Origin of the sequence: Microbacterium sp. NPDC056736 (genome assembly GCF_042790415.1) — a bacterium.
Lineage (GTDB): Bacteria > Actinomycetota > Actinomycetes > Actinomycetales > Microbacteriaceae > Microbacterium.
In genome coordinates, this window is sequence record NZ_JBHTZE010000001.1 from 333,805 (window position 1) to 347,050 (window position 13,246).

At 71.4% G+C, this 13,246-nt stretch carries 11 protein-coding genes; 5 read left to right on the top strand and 6 right to left on the bottom strand.

The window, feature by feature from the left end; all coding sequences use genetic code 11:
• Positions 1-2 precede the first annotated feature (2 nt).
• From ACFRAL_RS01525 to ACFRAL_RS01545, 5 genes are all read right to left on the bottom strand, one after another.
• Complete coding sequence (locus ACFRAL_RS01525) at positions 3-629, bottom strand: nucleotide exchange factor GrpE (RefSeq protein WP_378878978.1); 627 nt, start codon at positions 627-629, stop codon at positions 3-5.
• A gap of 2 nt (positions 630-631) precedes the next feature.
• A complete protein-coding gene (gene dnaK, locus ACFRAL_RS01530) occupies positions 632-2,503 on the bottom strand; it encodes a molecular chaperone DnaK (RefSeq protein ID WP_378878981.1) in 1,872 nt (623 codons plus the stop codon).
• Positions 2,504-2,708: 205 nt separating this feature from the next.
• Positions 2,709-3,908, bottom strand: a complete 1,200-nt coding sequence (locus tag ACFRAL_RS01535) for a cation:proton antiporter (RefSeq protein ID WP_378878984.1) — start codon at positions 3,906-3,908, stop codon at positions 2,709-2,711.
• A gap of 1 nt (position 3,909) precedes the next feature.
• Positions 3,910-4,398, bottom strand: a complete 489-nt coding sequence (locus ACFRAL_RS01540) for a cation:proton antiporter regulatory subunit (RefSeq protein ID WP_378878986.1) — start codon at positions 4,396-4,398, stop codon at positions 3,910-3,912.
• Positions 4,399-4,471: 73 nt separating this feature from the next.
• Positions 4,472-6,049, bottom strand: coding sequence for an MFS transporter (locus tag ACFRAL_RS01545; RefSeq protein WP_378878989.1), 1,578 nt, complete (start codon positions 6,047-6,049; stop codon positions 4,472-4,474).
• A gap of 84 nt (positions 6,050-6,133) precedes the next feature.
• Between ACFRAL_RS01545 and ACFRAL_RS01550 the strand changes: the two genes are divergently transcribed.
• From ACFRAL_RS01550 to ACFRAL_RS01560, 3 genes are all read left to right on the top strand, one after another.
• Positions 6,134-7,579 carry an MFS transporter gene (locus tag ACFRAL_RS01550; RefSeq protein ID WP_378880205.1) on the top strand — a complete coding sequence of 482 codons (1,446 nt, stop codon included), beginning with the start codon at positions 6,134-6,136 and terminating at the stop codon, positions 7,577-7,579.
• Positions 7,580-7,705: 126 nt separating this feature from the next.
• Positions 7,706-8,263, top strand: a complete 558-nt coding sequence (locus ACFRAL_RS01555) for a hypothetical protein (RefSeq protein WP_378878992.1) — start codon at positions 7,706-7,708, stop codon at positions 8,261-8,263.
• Positions 8,264-8,383: 120 nt separating this feature from the next.
• Positions 8,384-10,420, top strand: coding sequence for a substrate-binding domain-containing protein (locus ACFRAL_RS01560; RefSeq protein WP_378878995.1), 2,037 nt, complete (start codon positions 8,384-8,386; stop codon positions 10,418-10,420).
• A 136-nt stretch (positions 10,421-10,556) separates the two neighbouring features.
• Here the strand turns inward: ACFRAL_RS01560 and ACFRAL_RS01565 are convergent, their stop codons facing one another.
• Positions 10,557-11,195: a MarR family winged helix-turn-helix transcriptional regulator gene (locus ACFRAL_RS01565; RefSeq protein ID WP_378878998.1), complete on the bottom strand. Its 639-nt coding sequence runs from the start codon at positions 11,193-11,195 to the stop codon at positions 10,557-10,559.
• 113 nt (positions 11,196-11,308) lie between these two features.
• On the opposite strand from ACFRAL_RS01565, the gene ACFRAL_RS01570 reads away from it, so the two are divergent.
• Both ACFRAL_RS01570 and ACFRAL_RS01575 read left to right on the top strand, forming a co-directional pair.
• Entirely contained in the window at positions 11,309-12,190 is an 882-nt protein-coding gene (locus tag ACFRAL_RS01570) for a MarR family winged helix-turn-helix transcriptional regulator (protein ID WP_378879000.1), read from the top strand.
• Positions 12,191-12,427: 237 nt separating this feature from the next.
• Complete coding sequence (locus ACFRAL_RS01575; RefSeq protein ID WP_378879002.1) at positions 12,428-13,150, top strand: sirohydrochlorin chelatase; 723 nt, start codon at positions 12,428-12,430, stop codon at positions 13,148-13,150.
• Positions 13,151-13,246 lie beyond the last annotated feature (96 nt).

The following is a 13,246-nucleotide window of genomic DNA, read 5'->3' on the forward strand; positions in this document are numbered from 1 at the left end:
TGCTACTCGGCCGGCACAGCGACGACGACCTTCGCCGGACGCAGTTCCACCGAGCCGAGCCGATAGCCGATCTCGACGACCTCGAGGATCGTCGTCTCGGTCACACCCGGGGTCGGCGCCTGGAAGATCGCCTCGTGCTGCTGCGGGTCGAACACCTCGCCGGACGCACCGTAGGTGCTGAGCCCGATCCGCTCGGCGACGCCGCGGAGCTTCTCGGCGATCGCCGCGAACGGCGAGCCCTCCTCGAGGTCGCCGTGCTTCTCGGCACGGTCGAGGTCGTCGAGCACGGGCAGCAGGCCCTTCGCGACCGCTCCCTTGGCGCGCTCGATCTCGACCTCGCGCTGCTCCTCGGTGCGGCGGCGGTAGTTGGCGTACTCCGCCTGCAAACGCTTCAGGTCGTTCAGCAGCTGCGACTCGAGGTCGGCGATCACGGCGTCCTCGGCCGCGGCATCCGCGTTCTGCTGCGCACCCAGGATGTCGTCCACGGTCAGCTCTTCGCCGTCGGCGTCGCCCGCGTCCTGCGGCGCGAGGCCGGAGGCGTTCGCCTCCGGCCCCTCACCCTCAGGCCGGACCTCGCCGCCGTCTTCCGGCTCTTCGACCGGGTCGGGATTGTGGTCCTTGTTCGCCATGATTACTTCTTCTCGTCCTCGTCTTCGACGACCTCGGCGTCGACGACATCCTCATCGGAGGTCGCCTGGTCCTGCTGGTCGCCGGCCGGCGCGTCGGTCGGGGCATCGGTCGGCTGCGAGGCCTGGCTCGAGGCGTAGATGGCCTCGCCCAGCTTCGTCTGCGACTGCGAGAGCTTGTCGAACGCGGTCTTCACGGCGTCGTCGTCCTCGCCCGCCAGAGCGGTCTTCAGCGCGTCGACGTCGCCCTGCACCTCGGTCTTCACCTCGGCCGGGAGCTTTTCCTCGTTCTCCTTGATGAGCTTCTCGATCGAGTACGACAGCGTCTCGGCCTGGTTGCGGATCTCGGCGGCCTCACGACGCTTCTTGTCCTCGGCCGCGTGCTCCTCGGCCTCGCGCACCATCCGCTCGATGTCGTCCTTCGGCAGCGACGAGCCGCCGGTGATCGTCATCGACTGCTCCTTGCCGGTGCCCTTGTCCTTCGCCGACACGTGGACGATGCCGTTCGCATCGATGTCGAAGGTGACCTCGATCTGCGGGACGCCGCGCGGCGCCGGCGCGATGCCGGTCAGCTCGAACGTGCCCAGCGGCTTGTTGTCGCGGGTGAACTCGCGCTCGCCCTGGAAGACCTGGATCGCGACAGACGGCTGGTTGTCGTCGGCGGTCGTGAAGGTCTCCGAGCGCTTGGTCGGAATGGCGGTGTTGCGCTCGATGAGCTTGGTCATGATGCCGCCCTTGGTCTCGATGCCGAGGCTCAGGGGGGTGACGTCGATGAGCAGGACGTCCTTGCGCTCGCCCTTGAGGACGCCGGCCTGGAGGGCAGCGCCCACGGCGACGACCTCGTCCGGGTTCACGCCCTTGTTGGGCTCCTGGCCGCCGGTCTCCTTCTTGACCAGCTCCGACACGGCGGGCATACGGGTCGAGCCGCCGACGAGCACGACGTGGTCGATGTCGCCGACCTTGATGCCGGCCTCGCGGATGACGTCCTCGAACGGCTTCTTGGTGCGGTCGAGCAGGTCCTTGGTGAGGTCCTCGAACTTCGCGCGCGTGATCGTCTCGCTGAGCGACACCGGGCCGGAGTCCGTGAGCGAGAGGTACGGCAGGTTCACGGAGGTGCTCGTCGACGAGGAGAGCTCCTTCTTCGCCTGCTCGGCGGCCTCCTTGAGACGCTGCAGCGCGATCTTGTCGCCCGAGACGTCGACGCCGGTGGTGTCCTTGAACTGCTTGATCAGGTAGTCGACGACACGCTGGTCCCAGTCGTCGCCGCCGAGGCGGTTGTCACCGGCGGTCGCGCGCACCTGGATGGTCGAGAAGTCGTCGTCCTTGCCCACCTCGAGGAGCGAGACGTCGAAGGTACCGCCACCGAGGTCGAAGACGAGGATGAGCTCGTCCTCCTTGCCCTTGTCGAGGCCGTACGCGAGAGCCGCGGCGGTGGGCTCGTTGATGATGCGCAGGACGTTGAGGCCCGCGATCTCACCGGCCTCCTTGGTGGCCTGGCGCTCGGCGTCGTTGAAGTACGCGGGGACCGTGATGACGGCATCCGTCACCGTGTCGCCCAGGTACTGCTCGGCGTCGCGCTTGAGCTTCTGGAGGATGCGCGCGGAGATCTCCTGCGGCGTCCACTTCTTGCCGTCGACGTCGAACGTCCAGTCGGTGCCCATGTGGCGCTTGACCGACGAGACGGTGCGGTCGACGTTGGTGACGGCCTGGCGCTTCGCGGTCTCGCCGACGAGCACCTCGCCATCCTTGGTGAACGCGACGACCGACGGGGTCGTGCGGAAGCCCTCGGCGTTCGCGATGACCTTGGGCTCGCCGCCCTCCAGGACGCTCACGACCGAGTTGGTCGTACCGAGGTCGATTCCAACAGCACGTGCCATGTGTTTCTCTCCTTCGTGTGGGCGGAGACGGATGCCGCCACCCGGGGTTTACGGGAAGCCTTCTCGCACCCTCGACCCATCGAACGTGAGGGTTGAGTCGCGATGGCTCAACCATACGCCGGGTGCCGGCATCCGTCAAATCAAACTTGATACGGATGGACTCAAGTTCACTCGCCGACACCCGCGGCATCGGGGTGTGCGCGGGTCAGGATGCCCTCGCCCCGGACGCCCGGCGGTTCGTCTGCACGCGCCCCGTCCACGCCGCGAACCACCCGGCGTCGGGGAGCCGCGCCAGGAGCGGGCCCGCGATCATCGTGATCAGCACGTAGGCCGTCGCGAACGCAGCGAGCGACCTGTCGACTCCGGCGCCGACGGCGAGCCCCGCGATGACGATCGAGAACTCCCCGCGCGGGGTCAGCGCGAAACCCGCCCGCCATCGGCCGGCCTCGGCGATGCCCACCGCCCGCGCCGCCCGGTATCCGGTCAGCACCTTCGTCGCCATCGTCACGACCGCGAGCAGGGCCGCAGGGATGAGGACGGCGACGAGGTCGGCCGGGTCGGTGGACAGGCCGAAGAACAGGAAGAACACCGAGGCGAACAGGTCCCGCAGCGGCGACAGCAGCCGGTGGGCGTGGGCGGCGACGGGCCCGGAGATCGCGATGCCGACGAGGAAGGCCCCGACCGCGGCCGACACGTTCGCCTGGGCCGCGAGCCCCGCGACGATGAGCGTGAGCCCGAGCACCGAGAGCAGCAGCACCTCGGCGTTGCGGGACCACACCAGGCGCGAGACGACCTTGCCGTGGCGCAGCGCGATGTACAGGATCAGGGTCACCGTGGCGAGGGAGACGACGACGGTCACGACCGCCGCCCCCGGGTCCAGGCCGATGAGCACCGCCGTGAGGATCGGCAGGTAGAACGCCATCGCGAGATCCTCGATGACGAGGATCGACAGCACGACGGGGGTCTCGCGGTTCGCGAGGCGACCCAGGTCCTGCAGCATCCGCGCGATCACCCCCGACGACGAGACCCACGTGATGCCCGCCAGTGCGAGCGCGGCTACCGGCCCCCAGCCGAGGATCAGCGCGGCGAGGGCCCCGGGCGCCGCGCCCAGCACCGCGTCCAGGACGCCGGCATGGCGGGAGCGGCGGAGATTGCCGAACAGCTCGTCGGCGGTGTACTCCAGCCCGAGCAGCAGGAGCAGGAGGATGACGCCGATCTCGGCGCCGATCTCGATGAACTCCTCGCCCGCGCTGAACGGGAGGAGGCCTCCCTCTCCGAACGCGAGTCCCGCCAGGAGGATGAGCGGGATCGGAGAGATGCCGATCCTGCCCGCGAGCCGGCCGAGCAGGGCGATGCCGAGGAGGAGCGCGCCGATCTCGATGAGAACGAGCGCTCCGTCGTCCATGTCACACCCCGTCGATGATGCGCGCGAGATGCTCGAGGCCGTCGGGCGTGCCGACGGCGACGACCGTGTCGCCCACCAGAAGGAGGTCGGCCGGACCGGGCGCCGGAAGCACGCCGCCGCCCCGGACGATCGCCACGATCGAGCACCGGGTCACGGTGCGCGCCCGGGTGTCGCCGAGCCGGCGGCCGGCGAAGGGGCTATCGGCCCGCAGCGTGATGTTGGCCGTCGAGAGCCCGTCGATCTGCTCCCTCAGCCCAGCGAGCTGGGTGAGGATCACCGAACCGCCGAGGACCTCCGACAGGGCGGTGGCCTCCTCGTCGGTCATCGCGACGCGCTGCGCAGTACGGTCGGGATCTCGCTCGTCGGCGATGGCGAGCTCGCGCCCGCCGTCGCGGAAGGTGACGACCGAAAGCCGGCGACCGGCGTTCGTCTCGAGGTCGTGCCGCACGCCGATTCCGGGCAGCTCTGCACGTTCCACATGCACGGACATGCCCTCATGATTCCACTGCGGCCGGGGTCGCGGGGAACGATCCCGCACGGCGGAGGCCGGGCGCAGGACCGCGTCAGGCCAGGAGCGTCTCGGCGCCCGTCGGCTTCGGGTCCGGCAGGCGTCGCATGCGGAGCGCGTTGACCACGCCCAGCACGGTCGCGAGGATCGGGATGAGCAGCGCGACCTGGAGCGCGATGTGGCGAGCCTCCGTGTTGATGCGGATCACCTCGTCGGCGGCCTCCGGCGGCTCGTCGGCCAGGAGCTCTTCCAGGCCGGAGTTGGACATGAGCTGCGCGTCCTCCTCCAGCACGGTCGCCACCTGCTCCTGCTGCTGCGCGTCGAGCACGGTGCTGGAGTACGCCATCGACGTGAAGGTCGACGCGAGCGTGGCGAGCATGATCGCGCCGGCGAACGCGAGGCCGAACGAGAGCCCGAACGACCCCGCGGCCGAGTTGACGCCGGCCGCCTCGCTCACCCGCTCGTCGGAGACCGGCGAGAGCGTGTAGTTGTTGAGCTGCGAGACCAGCAGGCCGAGCCCCGAACCGGCGATGACGAGCGGAACGGCGAGGTACCACCCCGAGTCGGCGATCGGGACGAGCGGCACGATCGCGACGAGCCCGACCAGGGCCAGCGAGAACCCGAGGAGGATGAGGTTGGCTGGCCGCCCCTTGCCGCGGCGGCCGACCCATATCGCGACGACGAACATGCTGAGCGACAGCGGCGCGATCGACAGGCCCGCCTGCAGCGCGTCGTACTCGAGCACCATCTGCAGATAGAGCGGCAGCACGATCATCGTGCCGCCGAGGGCGATCTGCTGCAGCAGCTGACCGCTCACCCCGGTGCGGAACGGCTTCGACGAGAACAGCGCCGGATCGAGCAGCACCGGCTTGCCCTTCTTCTTGCGCGCGTTCAGCCACCACGCCAGTCCCCCGAGCGCCACCACGCCGAGCCCGATGAGCAGGCCGACGTAGCCGCCGCCCTCCTGCCACACCAGGATGCCGAGCACGACGCCGCCCATGCCGACGACCGACAGCCCGGCGCCGACGAGGTCGATGGACCGGTCGCCGGTGTACTTCACGTCCTTCACGAGGCCGATGCCGAGCAGGACGACGCCGATGATGACGGCCTCGAGCGCGAACGCGACCCGGTAGGACCAGAACGTCGTGATGAATCCGCCGAGCAGCGGGCCGACCGCCGCCGCGATCGCCGCCGACGCCCCGACGAGCGCGTAGACCCGCTTCTGGTGGCCGCCGGCGAAGTTGCCGTGGATGAGCGACTGCATGGAGGGCAGGAGGAGGGATGCCCCGATCCCGCCGATCACCGCCCAGAAGATGATGACGGCGGTGAGACTCTGGGCGAAGGTCATCGCCACGGCGCCCACGGCGTACCCGAGGAGGCCCAGGATGTAGGCGAGCTTGCGGCCGATGAGGTCGCCGGTCTTCCCGCCGATGAGGATGAAGGCGGCCGACACGAGCGCCTCGAGTGCGATGGCGCCCTGGACGCCGCTCGCCGTCGTGTCGAGTTCGGCCACGACGGCGGAGATGGAGACGTTCATGATCGACGTGTCCACCACCAGCACGAACATCGCCATCGCGAGCAGGAGGGCGAGGCGCCTGTTGAACGGCGGCGCGGCGGCGGATTCCCCGGTCATGGACGAAGCAAACCATCATCGGCCTCCCGGGCGCTACGGTGAATGCGCACCAGCCGTTCATCGAAGGGGTCCAGCGTGACCGACATGAGCTCCCCCGCCCCCGGACCCGACGAACCCGGTCCCGCCGACGAGCACGCACTGTCGACCGCTGCGCTGAGCACCGACGGCCTCGACGACACCCCGGTGCCGCGGCGCCAGGTGTTCGCCTGGGCGCTGTGGGACTGGGCGACGCAGCCGTTCAACTCGGTCATCCTGACCTTCGTCTTCGTCTCGCTCTACCTGGTGTCCGACAGCTTCCTGCCGGAGGGCGTGGCCGGTCAGAACGCCGACGGCGAGCTGGTGTGCTCGCGGGCGGCGGATGCGGCGACCGAGTACTGCTCGGGCCTGGCGGACCTGTCGGAGTGGTACGGGTGGGTGACCTTCGCCGCCGGCATCCTGATCCTGCTCCTGGCCCCGGTGCTCGGTCAGCGCGCCGATGCGGCCGGGACGAAGAAGCGCTGGGTCGTCGGCGCGACCGCCGCACTGGCGCTGCTGCAGTTCGCCCTGTTCTTCGTCTACAGCGACACGATGTTCTTCTGGCTCGGCGCGATCCTCGTCGCGCTCGGCTCGGTGGCGTCCGAGATCGCCGGCGTCAACTACAACGCGATGCTGGTGCAGGTCTCCACGCCCAGGACGATCGGCCGGGTCAGCGGCCTGGGCTGGGGTCTCGGTTACATCGGCGGCATCCTCGCCCTCGCGATCGTGGTCGTGCTCAACACGGTCGGCTGGTTCGGCCTGGACGTGTCGGACGGCCTGGCGTACCGGCTCATCGCCGTCGGCGCCGCCGTGTGGACGGTCGTGTTCGCGCTGCCGTTCGTCTTCCTCGTGCCGGAGTCGGCTCCTCGCCCCGACCGCAGGCGCGTGGGGTTCTTCGAGAGCTACGCGGTCCTCGTGCGGGACGTGATCGCGCTGTTCCGCGAGCACCGCAGCACGTTCTGGTTCCTCATCGCCAGCGCGGTGTACCGGGACGGCCTCGCCGGCGTCTTCGCCTTCGGCGGGGTGCTCGCCGCGGTGTCGTTCGGCTTCGGCGCCACCGAGGTCATCGCCTTCGGCATCGCGCTGAACCTCGTCGCCGGCGTCTCGACGATCGTCGCCGGCCGCCTGGACGACCGGTTCGGAGCCCGCGCCGTCATCATCGCGGCGCTGTCGATCCTCATCGTGAGCGCTCTGTTCGTCTTCTTCCTCCGCGAGGGCGGCAAGCCGGTGTTCTGGATCGGCGGCATCATCCTCTCGGCCGCCGTGGGGCCCGCGCAGGCGTCGAGCCGGTCGCTGCTGGCCCGCGTCACACCGCGCGACATGCAGGGCGAGGTGTTCGGCCTCTATGCCACGACCGGCCGCGTGATGAGCTTCCTCTCGCCGCTGCTGTGGTCGGCGTTCATCGCGGGATTCGGCGCGACCCACTACGGGATCCTCGGGATCGTCATCGTGCTGGTGGCGGGCCTGCTGCTGCTCATCCCGGTGAAGCTCAGGCCGGGCGACATCGGGCGATGAGTCCGACGGGCCGGTCGGGGACGACCGGGGGCGCGAGGATCGGATACCCTCGCTTGCGGTGACCTGGTCACCGGTGCGACCCGGGGGGCGTCGCGACTCGCAGCGCAGCCCTACCCGGAAGGCACCGTGACGATCCCCCTCACCGAGCGACGACGAGCCGCGCGCCACCGGCGGGCGGTGGCGTACTGGTGCGTCATCATCGCGCTGCTGTTCTCCCTCTGGGTGGGCACCACCGTCGCGCCGCCGGTCTGGGTGCGCACGCCGGCGCTCTTCGGCCACCTTGCGGCGGTGATCGTGGGGCTCGGAGCCGCGGTGCTGCTCGAGATGAGCGGATTGCTCTGGATGCTGCGCCGCGCGGTCCTCACCGACCTCCGGCGGGTCGAGCGCACCGTGACGGGCCTCGCGTGGCTCGGTATCGGCGGGCTGCTCGCGACCGGGGCCTTCCTGCAGCCGGATCTGTCCGATCCCCTCACCACCGTCAAGATGGTCGCCGTGCTCGTCGCGGCGATGAACGGCGTCGCGATGACGCGGCTGACCGCCGAGCTCGCACGTCTCCCGGAGGGGGCGCGGTTCCGCGCGATCCCGAGGCGGCTCCAGCTGTGGTGCGTGTGGAGCGCGGTCGTCTCGCAGGCCGCGTGGTGGACGGCGGTGCTCATCGGCATGCTCAACACCGCTTCGCGGTGATCTCCCGGCATTCTCGCCCTCGCCCCCCATGCGGGCTCGGGTTAGGCTCTAGCCTGACCGGACTATCCGGCCGGTGACCCCCCGCCCGGCCGCACGTCCGCATCACCTCCGAGGATGCCCATGCGCGATCGCATGCGCGGCACTGAGGACGCGCCCGGGCCACGCCGCGGCCAGTCCTCCAGTCCGTCGACGACCCCGGCGCCCGCCAGGTCCACGCCCGCACCCGCCGCCCCCTCCGTCGGCGCGTCGACGAAGCCGTCGGCGATCGACGACCGCCGCGACCGGCGCCGGCGCCGCCGCCGCCGGTTGCTGATGTGGACGACGGTCGTGGGCATCGTGGTGCTGGTCGGCTCGATCAGCACCGTGTCCTACGCGATCGTCAGCAATCTCACTCAGCCGGGTCCCGCCGCGGAGGAGCCGGCGCCCGCCGCACCCGCGGACGCCGCCGTCGAGCTGATCGAGTTCCCGCAGGACGAGCCGGCCGCCGCGGCCGGCGCCGAGCCCTGCACGACGGTGAACGTGCTGTCGTCGTTCGAGAACGCCCAGATGGTCGAGAGTCTCGCCGCCGCGTACAACAGCAGTCCGCGCAACGTGGCGGGCTCGTGCGTCACCGTGACCACCAGCAGGGACAAGTCCGGCGTCGCAGCCGCCGTGGTGGCCGCGGGCTTCCCGAACCTCTCCGACGACCAGAAGCCCGCCGTGTGGCTGCCCGATTCGTCGACGTGGGTCGAAGTCGCCCAGGCGGAGGGAGCGACCTCGCTGCGCGCGGAGGGCAGCAGCGTGGCGATCTCCGACATCGTCCTGGCGATGCCCGAGGGCCTGGCCGAGGCGATCGGGTGGGATGCCGAGGCTCCGACGTGGTCCGCCGTGTTCGAGTCCGCCGGCGACGCGGATCTGTGGAGCGGCCTCGGACACCCCGAGTGGGGCGCGTTCAAGCTGGGCAAGACGAGCCCGCTGGTGGCGACGTCGGGCGAGGCGGCCATGTTCGCTTCGTACGGCACCGCGGCCGGCTCCCTCGACGCGCTGACGGCGACCCAAGTCGAGGACCCCGACGTGCAGGCAGCCGTGCACCAGAACGAGCTGACGACGAGCCACTACATGGCCACGCCCGAGCACTTCCTCTGGCATGCGCGCCAGGCGGAGGCATCCGGTTCCGCCGCCGACTTCCTGTCCGCCGTGATCGTCGACGAGAAGTCGGTGTGGGACTACAACCGCGGCATCACCAGCCGCGACGGCGTCACCCGGACGCAGGCCGAGCCGCCGGCCGAGCAGCTGGTGCCGATCTATCCGGCGGACGGCTTCTACTCGGCCGACAATCCCGCCGTGCGACTCACGGGCGCGTGGATCGACCCGGTGGAGTCCGAGGCCGCGGCGGACTTCATCCGCTTCGCGCACACCGCGCAGGGCCAGGCCGCCGCCCGCGCCGCGGGCTACCGCGACCTCAACCGCATGCTCGACGAGAGCGTCGCGCAGGTCGGCCGGCTCGACGTCGCGCAGCGGGGCACGCTCGCGTTCCCCGGCGCCGACGTCGTGACGGCCGTGCAGGCGTCGTTCTCCGAGGTGCGCAAGCGCGCGAACGTCCTGTTCCTCCTGGACGTGTCGGGGTCGATGGACGAGGCGATCTCGCCGTCCGACACGAAGCTGACCCAGGCGCGGAAGGCGATCGACGCGGCGCTCGGACACTTCACCAGCGGCGACGACGTCGGGCTGGCCGCTTTCGCGCAGGCGCCCGACGGCGCGATGGTGCCCGGCCTGGTGTCACCGGTCGCCGACATCGGCGGATCGCGCGATGCCTTCCTCGGCGCGCTCGGCGGCCTCTCGTCGATGGGCGACACCCCCCTCTACCAGGCGGTGGACGCCTTCGCGGCGCAGCAGGCCGCGTCGTGGTCGAGCGATCGCATCAATGCGATCGTCCTGCTCAGCGACGGCGAGAACGACGCGCCGAACGCGCCGACGATCGGCGCCGACCAGATGCTCGCGAACCTGGCCGACATGCACCACGAGACGCCGGTGCTGATCTTCACGCTCGCGTACGGAGCGGACGCCGACGTGGCGACGCTGCAGTCGATCTCCGGCGCCACCGGAGCCCACTACTACGACGCGACCGACCCGTCCAAGCTCGAAGCCGTGCTCGGCGACCTGGTGACGAGCTTCTGACCCCGGCGGCCGCCGGGTCAGTCCCGGCGTGGGAGGAGCCGCGGAACCTCCGGCGTCGTCGGTCACCCTCTTCACGGTGGCGATGAGAGGGCGCGATCGGCAGGGGCGGCGACGGTGCGCCGCCCTCCCCGGCCGGTCAGCTCTGAGGACGAGGCCAGGAGTCGGCGAGCTTGGTCAGCAGGCGCGCGAGCTCGGCGCGCTCCTCGTCGGTGAAGGCCGCCAGCGCGGCATCCATCGCCTCCCGGCGCTCGCCCCGGAAGCCGCGCACCAACCGGGCGCCGGCGTCTGTGAGCGCCACCCGGGTGCGGCGTGCGTCGTCGGGGTCGGCCTCGCGCCGCACCAGATCCAGTTGCACGGCCTGCTGCACCAGCCGCGACGCCCGCGGCTGGTCCACGCCGACGGCGTCGCCGATCTCGCCGACCGAGAGAGGGTGGGATGCCGCGGCCAGCGTCTCCAGCATCCGCATGCGCGCCGGTCCGCCGATGCGACCGGGGCCGAGCCAGGGCGGTGCGCCGTGGCCGCCCGGCCCTCCGCGCCCCCACGGGCCGCGACCCGGGAAGCCGTTCGGGCCGTCGCCGGGAGCTGCGCCTTCCCTGTGGCCGCGCGCGCCGTGCGGTGCGTCGTGCCCGTGGGCGCCGTGCGGTGCGTCGTGCCCGTGGGCGTGCGGACCGCCGTGCGGTCCCTCCGCCCACGGCGGTCGTGGCATCCGTCGACCGCGCAGTCGCGCCAGTGCGGCGGCGATCGCGTCGGACGGGTCGTCGGGGGTGGACGGCATGCCCTCAATTTACATGCGTCTTGACATGTATCCCAAATGCATGTCACACTGCATGTACATGCGTTTCGACATGTAACGTGCGGCGGCCGCGATCCGCCCCGAAAGGACTTCTCATGAACGACCAGAATGAACAGAACGACCCCGAAGACCACAGCGACTCCCCCGGTTCGACGGACCGTCGCCCCCTCGGCTATTGGCTGCGGGTGGTCGATGGGCTGCTCGACCGCGAGTTCGCCTCGGCGCTCGATGCCGAGGGCATCTCGCGCCGCGACTGGATGGCGCTCAACGTGCTGTCGGGCGACGTCGACGCTCCCGAGGTGCGTGAGCGCCTGATCCGCCGGGGCAAGCGCCTGCGCGGGCTCGAGGAGCGCGGCTGGGTGCAGGAGCACGGCGACGGCACCTGGAGCCTGACCGACCTCGGCCGGGCGGAGCGGGAGCGCGTCGGCGCGATCGTCGACGGCATCCGCTCCCGCGTCACCGGCGCGGTCGGCGACGACGCGTACGCGGCGATGACGGCCTCGCTCGAGGCGATCGCCCGCGAGCTGGGCTGGGACGAGGGCGCGGCGCACCGCGAGCGCGGCTTCGGCCGCCCGGGGTTCGAGCGGCCCGGCTTCGGGCGTTTCGGCGGCCCTGGCTTCGGGGGCGGATTCGGCCCCGGTTTCGGCGGGCGTCCCCGCCCCTTCGAGCCCGGCATCCACGACGGCTACGGTCCCAACCTCCACCGCGGGTTCGCGCCCGGGCATCCCGGCCACCCCGCCGAGCGCTTCGACGAGCCGATGCGCGGCGAGCCCCACGCCACGTTCGACGACGGATGCCACGGCCACCACCCGCACGCCCGTCAGGGTCACGCGGGACACGGCGGCCACGGCCACGGCGGTCACGGCGGCCACGGCGGTCACGGCGGTCATCGCCACAGCGGCGGTCGCGCGCAGCGCGCGTACGAGCGCGGGTTCGACGCCGGGTTCGCGCGGGGCCGGGCGGCCGACGCCGCGTGAGGCGCGGCATCCGTTCCACCACCCACTGACCCCCGAAACACCGCAATCGCGTCGAGACACCATGCCAGCGCGTGGTGTCTCGACGCGTTCGTGGTGTTTCACCTCAAGTTCCACCGCCCGGAGACCCCAGACACCGCAGCCGTACGCCGGGCACGCGACGCCGAGCGCCGGGCACGCGACGCCGAGCGCCGGGCACCGCCCACGCCCGTCACACGCGCGTCACGCGGGGAGGGCACAATGGGGCGCGTGACACCCACGCCCGCACTGCTCGCCATCTCGCACGGAACGTCGTCGCCCGCCGGGCAGGCGGCCGTCGAGTCGCTCGTGGCGGCGGTCGCCCGGCGGCTGCCCGACGTCACGGTGCGGCTCGGCCATGTGGACGTGCAGCAGCCGGATGTCGCGGCATCCCTCGACGGGATCCCCGCGGGCACCCCCGTCGTGATCGTGCCGCTGCTGCTGTCGGCGGGGTACCACGTGCGCGTCGACCTGAAGCAGCAGACCGCCGGGCGGGAAGGCGTCGTGATCGCCCCGGCGCTCGGGCCCGACGCGCGACTGGTCGACGCACTCCTCGCGCGTCTCGAGCCGCTGGCTCCCGGCCCGGCCGACCAGCTGGTGCTCGCCGTCGCCGGCTCCAGCGACGACCGCGCGAACGAGGACTGCCGCGTCACCGCCCGCATGCTCGGCGAGCGGCTCGGACGCGAGGTGACCACCGGCTTCCTCGCCGCCGCCGACCCCCGGCTCGACGCCGCCGTGGCGACGGCGCACGCCGCGGGCGACGGGCCGGGCGCGGTCGTCGTCGCCGACTACCTCATCGCGCCCGGATACTTCCACGATCTCGCGGTCCGGCTGGCGGGCTCCGCCCGGGTGGCGCCTCCGCTGCTCGGCGACGACGAGCCGCCGTCGGCCATCGTCGACCTGGTGATCGACCGCTACACCGACGCCGCCGGACTGCCGCACTGAATCACGGCACCCGCAACTGTGTGACGCCCCGTTACGCCGGTTAACGCCCCTTGACACTCGGGTAGGCCCGCGGGCCGCTCGCTTCTAGCCTCACGG